Source organism: Bifidobacterium sp. LH_419, from assembly GCF_056356955.1.
In genome coordinates this window covers 192702-207990 of sequence record NZ_JBKEVG010000002.1, presented here as the reverse complement: position 1 = coordinate 207990, position 15289 = coordinate 192702, and the positions used below count along the sequence as shown (strand labels likewise).

Below are 15289 nucleotides of genomic sequence, written 5' to 3'. Positions count from 1 at the left end.
CGACGCGCCCGGCCGCCGTTCGCTGTGAGGATGCCCACATGGGCATGTCACGGCCGCGCGGGCCGTATCGTATGAGCGTCCGGCAACATTCGGGAAAGGAACGCACGATGGGCATGCGGATGGTCGAACGGTTCAACGCGCTGCGCAGTCGCTGGTCACGCTCGTTCCCGCCGAATCTGGCGCGCATCATGCTGCTCGCGTGCGCGGCGCTGTGGGGCGGTAGCTATCTGCTCGCCAAGGTGGCGATGACCGCGATCCCGCCGCAATGGCTGATGGCGTTGCGCATGGCGGGCGCCTGCGCGTGCATGCTCGCCCTGTTCCACCGTCATATCCTGCCTGCGCTCGACCGGTCGATCATCGTGCCGGCGCTCGTGGTGGGCGTCACCTATTGGGGCACGATGGTCACGCAGATGACGGGCCTGCAGACGATCGACCCGGGGCGCAGCGCGTTCCTGACCGCCGCCTACTGCGTGCTCACGCCGTTCGCCACGTGGATCGTCTCCCAAGTCCGGCCGAAGGCCATCAACCTGGTGGCCGGCGTGATCTGCCTCGTCGGCGTGGGATTCGTCTCGCTCAAAAACGGCATGACGCTCTCCCCGTCCGTCGGCGACTGGCTGACAATCGGCACGGCCGTCGTCTTCTCGTTCAACCTCACCTGCCTCGGCGTGTATACGAAACGCTTCGACCCGATCGCCGTCACCTTCGTGCAGTTCGCCGTGGCCGGTGTGCTGTTCGTCGCGGGCGCCGCGTTCACCGAGCCTGCACCTGACGCCGCCTGGCTCGCCCCGCCGGTGGTGGCGAGCGTCCTCTATCTGTTCCTCGGAGCCACGATGAGCGCGCAGATCATGCAGAACATCGGACTCGCGCACGTGCCCGCCTCGCAGGCGTCGATCATCATGTGCACGGAGAGTCTGTTCGCCGTCTCGTTCTCCGCCCTGTTCTGGGGCGAACGGATCACGTGGAGCTCGCTGGTCGGGTTCGCGCTGATCTTCACGGCCGTGCTGCTGTCCGTCTTCAAGCCGACGCGCCATTCGCTGCACCGCAACTGAACCACGGGCATGCCGGCGCGTCCATGTGACGCCGACATGTCGCTTGTGTGGAGATTCCCGCACACATGTAAGCATTCTGAGTCTTTCGTGGACGCCACAGACTATTCCCAGCGGTTTTGGGTACGTTCTATCTTCGTGAAGAAGTTTTTCCAAGGCATATCGATGTCGCAGATCATCGCGGGATCGCTTGCCGCCGTCACCTCGTTCCTCTTGTCCGCGAAGATCGGCATCGCGGGCTCGGTCATCGGCGCGGCGGCCAGTTACGTGATCTCCACGCTGGCTTCGAACATCTACGGCACGATCCTCAAGGCCTCCGGAGAGAAGCTCCAAGAGGTCAATCCGTTGAGCGGCAATTCCGCCGACAAGAAGGACGGCGACGCCGAGTCCGCCGCCGACTCGGCTGACGACGCCGACGACACCAAGACGAACGGCACGGCCACCGCGGAAGACGCGGACACCGCGGACACCGGCGACGAGACCGTCATCGGGCGCTTCAACGCCACCGATGTGCTCGAAGCGGGCGGGAAGGGCCGTACTCTCGGCATCGGCGACGTGCCGCTGCCGCCGGCGGCCGGCAGGACGGCGCCCGCGACGAACACCAGCACCTACAACGTGGCCGAGCTACGCGGCAAGCGCAAGATCGACCCGAAGCGCATGGCCATCATCGTCTCCGTGGTGAGCGGCCTGGTGGGCGTGGCGATCACCGCCGGCGTGGTCATGCTGTTCACCAACGGCCATGGCACCGACTCCGTGGTGCGTGACATCGTAAGCCCGTCCTCCACGTCCAAGACCACGACGGACACCGACACGACCACGCAGGAGACGCCGACGAAGCCGGAGAAGCCGAGCGACCAGTACGGCTACGACACGACCGACGGCACGGACACCGACACGACCGACGGCACCGGCAGCACGAAGTCCGGCAGCAAGTCCGGCACGTCGGGCTCGTCCTCCGGTTCGGAGTCATCCTCCGGCACGTCCGGCTCCAGCTCGTCCTCGGGCACGAGCGGCTCCTCGTCGTCCGGTTCCTCCTCGTCCGGTTCGTCGTCCTCCTCAGGTTCGAGCAGTTCGAACGGCTCGTCCTCGTCGGGCACGAGCGGCTCCGAATCGTCCGGCGGCACGTCCTCCGGCTCCGGCTCGTCGTCCTCGTCCGGTTCCAGCGGCTCGGGTACGAGCGGCTCCGAATCGTCCGGCGGCACGTCGGGTTCGTCCTCCGGTTCGACCGGATCCGGTTCGACCGACACCGGTTCCGGCGCCACGAACTGACGGTCCGTCGACATCATCGAGCGCCCTCCCAGTCCGACGTGGCCGGACCGGGAGGGCGCTCGGCGTAAGCGCCGCCGATCCTGCGACAGCATCCACACCACGCCCGGGATTTCTAAAACACCACGTTTGGTTCCTATAACCCCGATACACGGATACGCCGAAACAACACGAAGGCCCGCAGGAAACCAATCCTGCGGGCCTTCGCCGTATCTGTGGAGCTAAGGGGATTCGAACCCCTGACCCTCTCCATGCCATGGAGATGCGCTACCAGCTGCGCCATAGCCCCGTATTCATTTATCCGTGAACGCCATCATCGAAGTCATTCGAATCATCGCGTTTCGTGGAGCTAAGGGGATTCGAACCCCTGACCCTCTCCATGCCATGGAGATGCGCTACCAGCTGCGCCATAGCCCCGTATTCATTTATCAGCCCGCCGTGCGAACCTCGTATACATTACGACGAAGAACCGTTTCAGGCAAATACGCGTGTCGTCCGCGTGTCGCGCTTGCGGCACGCGGACGACAATCGCGCCACGTCAGCGTTCCTTCTCCCATTCGGGCGTGTCCGCGATGGCCGGACCATGGTTGTATTCGGCGAGACGCCAACGGAACGTGCCGTCAGGCATGTCCATCAGCGCGAGCCGCACCCAATGCGCGTTGCGCATCGAGACGACCGTGGCGAACGTGGGATCCACCTTGTCCAGCCCGAGCAGGGTCTGCAGGGTCTGCGCGATCCACGCGCCGTGGGAGAACACGAACAGGTCGGTGTCCTCCCCCGCGCGCGTGGCCCAGTCGTTCAGCGCCTCCATGCCGCGCATGCCCACGTGGCTTTTGGGTTCGGCGCCGTACTTGAGTTCGCCGCCGCCATGCATGCGCCATGAGGCGAAGTCCTCCGGGTAGCGTTCGGCGAGTTCGGCGACGGCGTGGCCGTCCCATTCGCCGAAGCTGCGTTCGCGCACGCGCTCGTCGTCATGCACTTCGACGCCCGCCCGGGGGCCGCCGAGCGCGTCGGCGAACGCCTGCGCGGTGGCGTGGGCGCGGCTCAGGTCGGAGGAGACGATGAGACGTCCGGTGACCTCCGGACGCCGGTCGACGTACAGCGACTTCAGCGCGGCCGCGGTCTGGACGACCTGCCACCGGCCGACGGCGTCGAGCGGGATGTCGACCTGCCCCTGCAGCTTGTGCGCCGCATTGTAGGAGGTGCGCCCGTGACGCACGAGGAAGACGGATCGGACGTGGCGGACCATCATTCGGCGCTTTCCGGGTGCGCGAGCTCCAGGTCGATCTGCGGGCAGTCGCGCCACAGACGCTCCAGTCCGTAGAATTCACGGGATTCCTCGTGCATCACGTGAATCACGTAGTCGCCGTAGTCGAGCAGCACCCACTGGCCTTCGGTGAGACCTTCGCGGTCGCGCGGCTTGCGCCCGTCGCACTTGAGGTAGAGATCCTTTTCGATCTCCTCGGCGACGGCGAGCACCTGGCGCTCGTTGGATGCGCCGGCGATCATCATGATGTCGGTGATGCCGAGCGGTCCGGTCACGTCGTAGGCGACGATGTCGGTCGCCTTGACGCGGTCGGCCGCCTCGGCGGCGATGCGGATGTCGTCGATGGATGACTGCAGTGCGGTCATGAATCTCCTCGTGTCTGTTGCGTGATCTGAATGGTCGGAATCGCCGGAATGGCCGGAATGGCCGATACGCCCACGAGCGCCGGTCAGCGCTCCCAGGCGGGCTTCCAGCCTTCGACGTTGTGCTGCGTGTTCTCCGAGTACACCATCGTGTCGTCGGGAACGGCGTGGCGGATGACGGATCCGGCGCCGGAGGTGACGTTGTCGCCGACCTCCACGGGCGCGACGAGCAGGTTGCCGGCGCCGATGTGGCAGCCGGCGCCGATCGTCGTGCGGTTCTTGTGCACGCCGTCGTAGTTGGCGGTGATGGTGCCGCCGCCGACGTTCGTATGGTCGCCGAGCTGCGCGTCGCCCACGTAGCTCAGGTGCGGCACCTTGGTGCCGTTGCCGATGTGCGCCTTCTTCATCTCGACGAAGGCGCCGGCCTTCGCCTCCTCGCCGAAGTCGTTGCCCTGGCGCAGGTACGTCCACGGGCCGATGTTGGTGGCGCGGCCGATGTGGGATTCCTGAACGCGGGAGCGTTCGACGACGGCCTCGGCGTCGATGGTCGCGTCGATGAGCGTCGAGTACGGTCCGACGACCGCCTCCTCGCCGATGACCGTGTGGCCTTGGAGGAACGTGCCGGGCAGGATGGTCGCGTCGCGGCCGATCTCGACGTCGTCCTCGATCCACGTGGTCTCCGGGTCGAGGATGGTGACGCCGGCACGCATCCACGCCTCGCACACGCGGCGGTTGTGCGCCTTGGCGAGCGCGGCGAGCTGCACGCGGTCGTTGACGCCTTCGACGCTCAGGGGGTCGGGGGCGGTGAACGCGCCGACCTTGCCGTCGGCGCGGGCGGTCTCCAGCGCGTCGGTGAGGTAGAACTCGCCCTGCGCGTTGTTGGACTTGAGGTCGGCGATGGCGCGAGCGAGCAGTTCGGCGTCGAACACGTACACGGAGGTGTTCACCTCCTGCACGGCGAGTTCGCTGCGGTTCGCGTCCTTCTGTTCGACGATGCGCAGCACGTTGCCTTCGCGGTCGCGGATGATGCGGCCGTAGCCGGTCGGATCGTCGAGCACGGTGGTCAGGACGGTGGCGCCGTTGCCGGATTCGTTGTGGAACGCGACGAGCTTGGCGAGCGTGTCGGAGTCGAGCAGCGGCATGTCGGAGGCGGCGATGAGCACGGGGCCGGTCAGCGGGCCGTTCTCGGCGAGCTGCGCCATCGCGCACTGCACGGCGCGGCCGGTGCCGGGGATGTCGTCCTGGTTGACGATGGTGACGTCCTCGTCATAGGAGCGGGCCGCGGCGGCGACGCGCTCGGCCTGGAAGTGGACGACCACGGCGAGCGTGTCCGGATCGAGCGCCTTGACGGAGTCCATGACGCGGTTGAGGAAGGTCCTGCCGGCGAAGGCGTGCAGCACCTTCGGCTTCTTGGAGCGCATGCGGGTGCCTTCCCCCGCGGCGAGGATGATTGCGGCGGTCACTGCCGAAGATGCCATATGCGTGTCGTTCCCTTCACTTGGCGTGTCATCTGTTCCAGCACCTAACGATAGACGGCCGCCCGGATGTGCCGGACGGCCGTCTGCGCGGTGTAGGCGTTCCCCCACCTGGATTCGAACCAAGACAAAGGGTTCCAAAGGCCCGTGTGCTGCCATTACACCATGGGGGACCGGCGGCGTTCGCCGCCAAGTGTTTATTTATACCATAAGGTCAGGCGAAAAGGAAACCCTGGCCATGGTGCTCGGGGTACGTGTCGAACAGCTCGGCCACGGAGCCGTCCTCGAACACGGCGCGGATGGCACCGGCGAGCAGCGGGGCGATGGACAGGACGGTCAGTCCGTCCCAGCGCTTCTCCTCGGGGATCGGCACGGTGTCGGTGAGGACGACCTCGCGGGCGCCGCTCTCCTTGAGGCGTTCGACGGCGGGACCGGACAGCACGCCGTGCGTGGCGACCACGGTGACGGACTTCGCACCGGCCTCGCGCAGCACCTTGCATGCGCCGGCGATCGTGCCGGCGGTGTCGATGAGGTCGTCGACGAGCACGCAGTCCTTGCCTTTGACGTCGCCGACGACGCGGTTGGCGACGGCCTGGTTCGGACGGGTGATGTCGCGGGTCTTGTGCACGAAGGCGAGCGGGCCGCCGCCGAGGCGCTGCGCCCACTGCTCGGCGACGCGGATGCGGCCGGCGTCCGGGGAGACGACGGCGACGTTGTCGAGCTGGCCCTGGAAACGGTCGCGGATGTAGTCGACGAGCACCGGCATGGCGATGAGATGGTCGACGGGGCCGTCGAAGAAGCCTTGGGACTGCGCCGCGTGCAGGTCGACGGACATGATGCGGTCGGCGCCGGCGGTCTTGAGCAGGTCGAAGATGAGACGGCAGGAGATGGGCTCGCGGCCGCGGTGCTTCTTGTCCTGGCGGGAGTAGCCGAGCAGCGGGCAGACGGCGGTGATGGAGCGGGCGGAGGCGCGCTTCAACGCGTCGATCATGATGAGCTGCTCCATGATCGCCTTGTTGATCGGCTGGTAATGGCTTTGCAGCACGAACACGTCGGCGCCGCGGACCGATTCGGTGTAGCGCACGTACATCTCGCCGTTCGCGAAGTCGTATGCGGTGGTTTCGAGCACGTCGATGCCGAGCTGGTCGGCGACGTCCTGCGCGAGTTTCGGATGAATCCTTCCCGTGACGAGAATAAGGTTCTTGTCGGGCTTCCCTTCGAGGATTGCGCTCACCGTATCTCCCAAACGTTGTTTGCAGTTATCAATGGACGAAAACCAAGTGTAATGGCCATAGCCGACCTGCTCCGCGGGCACGCGTCGCGCGGGTTCAGTGCCCGGCGGCGATCCATGCGTCGATGGACCGTCGGATGGCCTGCGCGTAGAGGTCGCCGCCGTCGGGGTGGATGCCGTCCGCGGCGAGGTGGTCGGCGTTGGCGGTGGCCATCGCGTCCCAGTCGGCGACGAGCACGTTGCCGGGGTGTCCGGCGGCGAAGTCGGCGAGGAGCTGGTTGTTCGACGGGATCCACGAGCGGTCGCCGTGCGCGTTGACGAGCACGAGCACCCGGTCGGGGCCGATCATGTCGAGGTAGCGGTCGAGCTGTTCGGGCGGGATGGGACCGTTGGTGGCGAGGCCGAGCACGACCCACTGGCGCAGCCCGTCGCCCTTGCCGGACACGATGCCGATGCCGGCGAAGCTGGAGCGCGACACCTGCGCGTCGATGTCGATGCCGGGGAACACCCGCTGCATGCCTTTGGCGCCGGCGAGCATGACGGAGTCGCCGATGGCGGTGATGTCGTCGCCGGCGGGCATGGCGTGCGCCGGTCTGCGCGGCGCGGGGGCCTGGGCGCGGCCGAGCGCCCGTTCGGCGTCGAAGCGCGCGGCCTGCCGTTCGAGCGCGATCTCGACGGAGGTCCTTTCCGGCGCGTCCCGTACGGCGTACACGCCGCCGACGATCACGGACAGGAGGACGACGCAGGAGACGACGATGCGCACGAAGCTCCTCCAGGTGACGAAGCCCAAGGGGACGACGATCGAGACGACGCCGCCGACCGCCGCGGGACGTTCGACGAGGATCCACGAGACGGCGGTGGCGAGGATGGCGACGGCGAGCGTGACCGGCAGCACCCATGGACGCATGTCCCGTCCGGGCGCGAGACGCGGCAGCGCGGCGGAGACGATGAGCCACACCGGCCAATGCCAGAGATACAGGCCGTAGGAGTAACGGCCGAGGAGGGCGAGCGGGCGGAACACGAACTGGGACTGCATCCATGAATCGGTCTGCACGGTGCCGGCGATGAGCAGCACGGCGAGCACGCTGGCGAGCGGGATGCCCCATCGGAACGCGTCGGCGTCCTGGTCGCCGCGGAAGGCCATGTCGATGAGCGCGATCGCGGCGATGAAGGCGACGGCGGGCGCGAGGACGCGCCGGGCGCGCACGATCCACGGCAGACGGTCGCCGATGGCGACGTGGCGGTTCGCGACGATCCAGGCGAGGGCGACGCCCAGCATGAAGCCGGTGGCGTGCGTGTCGGTGCCGAAGTAGACGCGCGTGGGGTCGGCGCCGGGCTCGTACAGGAGGTTCATCGACAGGGCGCTTCCCACGGCGAGGGCGAGGGGGACGAGCACGGAGCAGCGGCTGCGCCGGATGCGGTGCATGATCCATGCGAGGAGCGGCGTGACGAGGTAGAGCTGCATGAGCACGGAGACGAACCACAGGTGCCGCAGCAGCTGCGGGTTCATCTGGCCGAAGTAGCTGTTGCCGCTGGCGATGGCGTACCAGTTGTAGCACCCGAGCGCCACGGTGACGATCTGGTCGCGGATGCGGACGAGCAGGTCCCCGTCGAGCAGCCATGCGGCGGTGCAGACGGCGGGCACCATGAGCACGAGCGCCGGGTAGAGGCGCGCGAAACGTCTGGGCCAGTACTCCTCGAGGCCGAGCCCCTCCCCCGCGTTCAACCGGGTGAACATGCCGCTCACGGCCAGGAATCCGGACACGGTGAGGAACACGTCCACGCCGTAGAATCCTCCCGGCAGCCATGACTGCTCGCAGTGATACAGGATGATGGCGATGAGGGCGAGTCCCTTGATGCCGTCCAATCCGACGAAATGCCGACGTGCCACTGTTCTTCTCTACTTCTCTTGTCTCTCGTTCTTCCCGCGTCCGCCGGGTTGTTCCCGCAAACCGCGACAGTGACAGACTAGTAACACTCCCCCCGCCGACGCGCCTTTCCCGTGTCGTCGTTCACGCCACATTCAAAAAGGCCCGGAACGTCGGAAACGTTCCGGGCCCTCTCACCTCACCGGGGAATCGCAGGATGCGCGCGGAGACCGCCGTCCGAAGGCGAAGGCGTACGACGGTACGTCGAGCCCGAGGAAAGGCGGCATACGCTCCATCCCGCGATTACTCCCATTCGATGGTCGCCGGCGGCTTGGAAGTGCAGTCCAGCACGACGCGGTTGATCTGGCGGCATTCGTTGGTGATGCGGGTGGAGATGGTGGCGAGCACGTCGTAGGGGACGCGGGACCAGTCGGCGGTCATGGCGTCCTCGGAGGAGACGGGCCTGAGGACGATGGGCGAGCCGTAGGTGCGCTCGTCGCCCTGGACGCCGACGGAGTGGACGTCGGCGAGGAGGACGACGGGGCACTGCCAGATGTCGCGGTCGAGGCCGGCCTTGGTGAGCTCCTCGCGGGCGATGGCGTCGGCCTCGCGCAGGACGTCGAGGCGTTCGCGGGTGATCTCGCCGACGATGCGGATGCCGAGGCCGGGGCCGGGGAACGGCTGGCGCCAGACGATCTCGTCAGGCAGGCCGAGCTCGGTGCCGATGGCGCGGACCTCGTCCTTGAAGAGGGTGCGCAGGGGCTCGACGAGCTGGAACTTGATGTCCTTGGGCAGGCCGCCGACGTTGTGGTGGCTCTTGATGTTGGCCGCGCCGTCGCCGCCGCCGGATTCGACGACGTCCGGGTAGAGGGTGCCCTGCACGAGGAACTTCACTTCCTTGCCGCGGGCGCCGGCCTCCTCGAGGACCTGGAGCTGGGCCTTCTCGAAGGTGCGGATGAACTTCTCGCCGATGATCTTGCGCTTGCGCTCGGGCTCGGAGACGCCCTTGAGGGCGTCGAGGAAGTCGTCGGCCGCGTCGACGGTGATGAGGCGGATGCCGGTGGCCTCGACGAAGTCGTGCTTGACCTGCTCGACCTCGCCCTTCCTGAGCAGGCCGTGGTCGACGAACACGCAGGTGAGCTGGTCGCCGATGGCCTTGTGGACGAGGGCGGCGGCGACGGCGGAGTCGACGCCGCCGGACAGGCCGCAGATCACTTCGGCGTCGCCGACCTGCTCGCGGATCTTCGCGACCTGGTCCTCGATGATGGAGGAGGCGTCCCAGTCGGAGCCGAGGCCGGCGCAGTCGTGGAGGAAGGTCTCGATGAGCTGCTGTCCGAGGGGGGTGTGCTTGACCTCGGGGTGCCACTGCACGCCGTAGAGCTTGCGGGACTCGTCGGCCATGGCGGCGACGGGCGCGCCCTCGGTGTGAGCGAGGACCTCGAAGCCGGCGGGCGCGGTCTTGACGGCGACGCCGTGGCTCATCCACGTGCTCTGCTCGGCCGGGGAGCCGGCGAGGATGGCGTCGGCGTGGTCGATCGTGGTCTCGGTCTTGCCGTATTCGCCGAGGGCGGCCTTGTCGACGTCGGCGCCGAGGGCGTAGGCCATGGCCTGGAAGCCGTAGCAGATGCCGAGCACGGGCACGCCCGCCTCGAAGAGCTTCTTGTCGACGCGCGGGGCGCCGGGCTCGAAGACGGAGGCCGGGCCGCCGGAGAGGATGATCGCCTTCGGATCCTTGGCCAGCATCTCGTCGACGGGCATCGAGTGGGGCACGAGTTCGGAGTAGACGTTGGCCTCTCGGACGCGACGGGCGATGAGCTGGGCGTACTGGGCGCCGAAGTCGACGACGAGCACAGGACCTGTTGCCATGGATGTTCCCCTAACGTTTATCGGGATGTAACTTGATGACTTGCCGGACCATTATCCCCGTCCAACGAGACAAGGGGAAAAGGCCGTTTTCATGTGCGGAAAACGCACTTCCTCCACATGCCGGCACGGCCAACACGCCGGGAGTGAACATAACGAAACGAACGTGCCCCATCGCGCGAAAAGCGTTGTTTCCATTGATATTCCAACGTTTTCATTTCGTCTTGCCGCATTTTTGATGCGCACAATCGCACGGGCAATTCACACAAAACCAGCAAAAATCAAAACAATTCCGAACACACCCGCAAGAAATCGTTCAAAAGTCGTGTTGTCCTCGTACCATAACGAGTGATTGGGAGCGGAAACCGCATAACCGCAAGGCTGTACGGCACCGCGACCGAGTGGAAATAATCAATCGCGCGACGATCGCACGATCGGCGCGCAGGAGTACAGGAGTACACATGACGAGTCCTGTTATTGGCACCCCTTGGAAGAAGCTGAACGCTCCGGTTTCCGAGGAGGCCCTCGAAGGCGTTGACAAGTACTGGCGCGTTGCCAACTACCTCTCCATCGGCCAGATCTACCTGCGTAGCAACCCGCTGATGAAGGAGCCCTTCACCCGCGAGGACGTCAAGCACCGTCTGGTCGGCCACTGGGGCACCACCCCGGGCCTGAACTTCCTGATCGGCCACATCAACCGCTTCATCGCCGACCACGGCCAGAACACCGTGATCATCATGGGCCCGGGCCACGGCGGCCCGGCCGGCACCTCGCAGTCCTACCTGGACGGCACCTACACCGAGACCTTCCCGAAGATCACCAAGGACGAAGCCGGTCTTCAGAAGTTCTTCCGCCAGTTCTCCTACCCGGGCGGCATCCCGTCCCACTTCGCTCCGGAGACCCCGGGCTCCATCCACGAGGGTGGCGAGCTGGGTTACGCCCTGTCCCACGCCTACGGCGCCATCATGGACAACCCGAGCCTGTTCGTCCCGGCCATCGTCGGCGACGGTGAGGCCGAGACCGGCCCGCTGGCCACCGGCTGGCAGTCCAACAAGCTCGTGAACCCGCGCACCGACGGCATCGTGCTGCCGATCCTGCACCTCAACGGCTACAAGATCGCCAACCCGACCATCCTGTCCCGCATCTCCGACGAGGAGCTCCACGAGTTCTTCCACGGCATGGGCTACGAGCCGTACGAGTTCGTCGCCGGCTTCGACGATGAGGACCACATGTCCATCCACCGTCGCTTCGCCGAGCTCTTCGAGTCCATCTGGGACGAGATCTGCGACATCAAGTCCGCGGCCAACACCGACAACGTGCACCGTCCGTTCTACCCGATGCTGATCTTCCGCACCCCGAAGGGCTGGACCTGCCCGAAGTACATCGACGGCAAGAAGACCGAGGGCTCCTGGCGTTCCCACCAGGTGCCGCTGGCCTCCGCCCGCGACACCGAGGCCCACTTCGAGGTCCTCAAGAACTGGCTCGAGTCCTACAAGCCGGAGGAGCTGTTCGACGAGAACGGCGCCGTCAAGGACGATGTCCTCGCCTTCATGCCGAAGGGCGAGCTGCGCATCGGCGCCAACCCGAACGCCAACGGTGGTGTCATCCGCGACGACCTGAAGCTCCCGAACCTCGAAGACTACGCCGTCAAGGAAGTCGAGAAGTACGGCCACGGCTGGGGCCAGCTCGAGGCCACCCGTCGTCTGGGCGTCTACACCCGCGACATCATCAAGAACAACCCGCACGACTTCCGCATCTTCGGACCGGATGAGACCGCCTCCAACCGTCTGCAGGCCTCCTACGAGGTCACCAACAAGCAGTGGGACGCCGGCTACATCTCCGACGAGGTCGACGAGCACATGCACGTCTCCGGCCAGGTCGTCGAGCAGCTGTCCGAGCACCAGATGGAAGGCTTCCTGGAGGGCTACCTGCTCACCGGTCGCCACGGCATCTGGAGCTCCTACGAGTCCTTCGTGCACGTGATCGACTCCATGCTCAACCAGCACGCCAAGTGGCTCGAGGCCACCGTTCGTGAGATCCCGTGGCGCAAGCCGATCGCGTCCATGAACCTGCTGGTCTCCTCCCACGTCTGGCGCCAGGACCACAACGGCTTCTCGCACCAGGATCCGGGTGTCACCTCCCTGCTGCTGAACAAGTGCTTCCACAACGACCACGTCATCGGCATCTACTTCGCCACCGATGCGAACATGCTGCTGGCCATCGCCGAGAAGTGCTACAAGTCCACCAACAAGATCAACGCCATCATCGCCGGCAAGCAGCCGGCCGCCACCTGGCTGTCCCTCGACGAGGCTCGCGCCGAGCTCGAGAAGGGTGCCGCCGCTTGGGATTGGGCCTCCACCGCGAAGTCCAACGATGAGGCCGAGATCGTGCTTGCCGCCGCCGGCGATGTCCCGACCCAGGAGATCATGGCCGCCTCCGACAAGCTCAAGGCCATGGGCATCAAGTTCAAGGTCGTCAACGTGGTGGACCTGCTCGCTCTGCAGTCCGCCAAGGAGAACGACGAGGCCCTGTCCGACGAGGAGTTCGCCGACATCTTCACCGCCGACAAGCCGGTGCTGTTCGCGTACCACTCCTACGCCCACGACGTGCGCGGCCTGATCTACGATCGTCCGAACCACGACAACTTCAACGTCCACGGCTACGAGGAGGAAGGCTCCACCACCACGCCGTACGACATGGTTCGCGTGAACGAGATCGATCGTTACGAGCTGACCGCCGAGGCCCTGCGCATGATCGACGCCGACAAGTACGCCGATGAGATCAAGAAGCTCGAGGACTTCCGTCTGGAAGCCTTCCAGTTCGCGGTCGACAACGGCTACGATCACCCGGACTACACCGACTGGGTGTACTCCGGCCTGAACACCTCCGAGAAGGGCGCCATCACCGCCACCGCCGCCACCGCCGGCGACAACGAGTGACGCGCCGCCTCTCCACGAGGTGATCGCATCCCGTAAGGGCTGAATGGGGCCCGGGTTCCATACCCGGGCCCCATTCGTATATTCCGACGCATTCTCCCGCAACTTTCCGCGAATTTCACGGCAACACGTGCGTGAACGATAACAAGCGCCGCTACAATGAAGGGTGGCTACATCCGCACTGAATCATCAAAGGAGACTGACACCAGTGACCGTCACCCGTGTATACATCGCAAGCCCCGAGGGCGCCAATGGCCGCAACGTCGTCGCATACGGCGTCCTCAACGCGCTGACCTCCAAGTACAAGACGATGGTGTTCCGCCCCGCCGTGTCCAACCACGACCACTTCACCCCGGTGCTGCTCGCCGCCTCGAACGCGGGCCTCGGCGTCGCCCTGTCCACCGGACTCGACATCCACAAGGTGCGCGCCGACAAGGAGACCGCCCGCGGCGACATCGTCGGGGCCTTCAACGACGCCCTCGCCGTCTCCCGCGCGGACGCGGCGCTCATCGTCGGCACCGACAAGTCGCACGTCAACGATCCGACCACCTACGAGTTCAACGCGAACGTCGCCGCCGACCTGCAGGCCGGCGTGTTCCTCTCCATCTGCACCATCGACCGTTGGCCGGACGAGCTGGACGAGACCGTGAAGCTGTCCATCGAAGGCATGGAGGCCGCCGGCAACAAGGTGCTCGGCATCTTCGTGACCGGCTGCGAGCCGCGTCACGCGTTCTCCGTCAAGCAGACCCTCGCCAAGTACGGCCTGCCCGTGTGGACGATCCCGCAGGTGCCGTTCACCGACGAGGACAACAAGACGCTGGCGCTCGAGACCTTCCGCGCGAACGCCCCCACCGAGGAGGTGCTCGCCGCGCTCGACGTGGACGACGACTTCCCGATCACCCCCTACGCGTTCCAGTACGGCCTGATCGGCAAGGCCAAGACGAACAAGAAGACGATTGTCCTGCCTGAGGGCGAGGAGGACCGCATCATCAAGGCGGCCGACTTCCTGCTCGAGCGCGAGGCCGTGAACCTCATCATCGTCGGCGAGAAGGACGCCATCCTCGCCCGCGGCAAGGAGCTCGGGCTCAAGTACCTCGACCGCGCCCGTTTCCAGTCCATGGACGACGAGGAGATCCTCAAGCCGATGGTCGAGAAGCTGTGCGAGCTGCGCGCCAAGAAGGGCATGACCGAGGAGCAGGCCCGCAAGCAGCTCAAGGACGCCAGCTACTTCGGCACCATGCTCGTCGTGCTCGGCCAGGCCGACGGCCTGGTCTCCGGTTCCGTCAACTCCACCGCCAACACGGTGCGCCCGGCCCTGCAGGTCATCAAGACCAAGCCCGGCCAGAAGCTCGTCTCCGGCGCGTTCCTCATGTGCTTCAAGGACCACGTGGCCGTGTTCGCCGACTGCGCCATCAACCTGAACCCGACCGCCGAGCAGCTCGCCGAGATCGCCATCCAGTCGGCGGCGACCGCCAAGTCGTTCGGCATCGACCCGAAGGTCGGCATGCTCTCCTACTCCACGCTCGGCTCCGGCAAGGGCCCGGACGTCGACGTCGTCGAGGAGGCCACGAAGCTCGTCAAGGAGAAGGCCCCGGACCTGCCGGTCGTCGGCTCCATCCAGTTCGACGCCGCCTGGTCGCCCACCGTGGCCGCCACGAAGGCCAAGGGCAACGACGTCGCCGGCCACGTCAACGTGTTCGTGTTCCCCGACCTGTGCGCCGGCAACATCGCGTACAAGGCCGTGCAGCGCTCCTCCGGGGCGCTCGCCATCGGCCCGGTGCTGCAGGGCCTCAACAAGCCGGTCAACGATCTGAGCCGCGGCGCGCTGGTGCAGGACATCATCAACACCGTCGCCCTCACCGCCGTCACCGCGCAGTGATCCGATGAACGTCCCCACGGTCTTCCCGTCATTCGGCGGGAGGACCGTGTCTTGTAGCAAGCAGCGAGTAATCTAAACACTTGGAAAGCCGTGTTT

10 protein-coding genes and 3 tRNA genes are annotated in these 15289 nt (G+C 66.1%); 4 read left to right on the top strand and 9 right to left on the bottom strand.

The genetic code is table 11. The features are described 5' to 3' along the window. Positions 1 to 113 precede the first annotated feature (113 nt). Both AC1AYX_RS03465 and AC1AYX_RS03460 read left to right on the top strand, forming a co-directional pair. Entirely contained in the window at positions 114 to 1049 is a 936-nt protein-coding gene (locus AC1AYX_RS03465; RefSeq protein WP_476502209.1) for a DMT family transporter, read from the top strand. Between the two features lie 162 nt (positions 1050 to 1211). Then, positions 1212 to 2315 carry a hypothetical protein gene (locus AC1AYX_RS03460; RefSeq protein ID WP_476502186.1) on the top strand — a complete coding sequence of 368 codons (1104 nt, stop codon included), beginning with the start codon at positions 1212 to 1214 and terminating at the stop codon, positions 2313 to 2315. 213 nt (positions 2316 to 2528) lie between these two features. Here the strand turns inward: AC1AYX_RS03460 and AC1AYX_RS03455 are convergent. The 9 genes from AC1AYX_RS03455 to guaA form a co-directional block, all read right to left on the bottom strand. After that, positions 2529 to 2601, bottom strand: a tRNA-Ala gene (locus AC1AYX_RS03455). A 55-nt stretch (positions 2602 to 2656) separates the two neighbouring features. Continuing rightward, positions 2657 to 2729: transfer RNA gene (locus AC1AYX_RS03450), tRNA-Ala, on the bottom strand. A gap of 121 nt (positions 2730 to 2850) precedes the next feature. Further along, entirely contained in the window at positions 2851 to 3561 is a 711-nt protein-coding gene (locus AC1AYX_RS03445; protein WP_476502208.1) for a histidine phosphatase family protein, read from the bottom strand. After that, on the bottom strand, positions 3561 to 3944 hold the full coding sequence (gene rsfS / locus AC1AYX_RS03440; protein ID WP_034526502.1) for a ribosome silencing factor: 384 nt from the start codon (positions 3942 to 3944) through the stop codon (positions 3561 to 3563). The genes AC1AYX_RS03445 and rsfS overlap by 1 nt, the downstream gene beginning before the upstream one ends. An 83-nt stretch (positions 3945 to 4027) precedes the next feature. After that, a complete protein-coding gene (gene glmU, locus AC1AYX_RS03435; RefSeq protein ID WP_476502185.1) occupies positions 4028 to 5419 on the bottom strand; it encodes a bifunctional UDP-N-acetylglucosamine diphosphorylase/glucosamine-1-phosphate N-acetyltransferase GlmU in 1392 nt (463 codons plus the stop codon). A gap of 99 nt (positions 5420 to 5518) precedes the next feature. Then, a tRNA-Gln gene (locus tag AC1AYX_RS03430) sits at positions 5519 to 5589 on the bottom strand. A 41-nt stretch (positions 5590 to 5630) separates the two neighbouring features. Then, positions 5631 to 6650: a ribose-phosphate diphosphokinase gene (locus AC1AYX_RS03425; RefSeq protein ID WP_476502184.1), complete on the bottom strand. Its 1020-nt coding sequence runs from the start codon at positions 6648 to 6650 to the stop codon at positions 5631 to 5633. Between the two features lie 94 nt (positions 6651 to 6744). Beyond that, entirely contained in the window at positions 6745 to 8538 is a 1794-nt protein-coding gene (locus tag AC1AYX_RS03420; RefSeq protein ID WP_476502183.1) for an acyltransferase family protein, read from the bottom strand. A 280-nt stretch (positions 8539 to 8818) separates the two neighbouring features. Further along, on the bottom strand, positions 8819 to 10381 hold the full coding sequence (guaA, locus tag AC1AYX_RS03415) for a glutamine-hydrolyzing GMP synthase (RefSeq protein WP_476502182.1): 1563 nt from the start codon (positions 10379 to 10381) through the stop codon (positions 8819 to 8821). A gap of 458 nt (positions 10382 to 10839) precedes the next feature. Between guaA and AC1AYX_RS03410 the strand changes: the two genes are divergently transcribed. Both AC1AYX_RS03410 and pta read left to right on the top strand, forming a co-directional pair. After that, positions 10840 to 13317, top strand: a complete 2478-nt coding sequence (locus AC1AYX_RS03410) for a phosphoketolase (protein ID WP_034526492.1) — start codon at positions 10840 to 10842, stop codon at positions 13315 to 13317. Between the two features lie 205 nt (positions 13318 to 13522). Then, positions 13523 to 15193, top strand: coding sequence for a phosphate acetyltransferase (gene pta, locus AC1AYX_RS03405; protein ID WP_476502181.1), 1671 nt, complete (start codon positions 13523 to 13525; stop codon positions 15191 to 15193). The last annotated feature ends 96 nt before the right edge of the window (positions 15194 to 15289 follow it).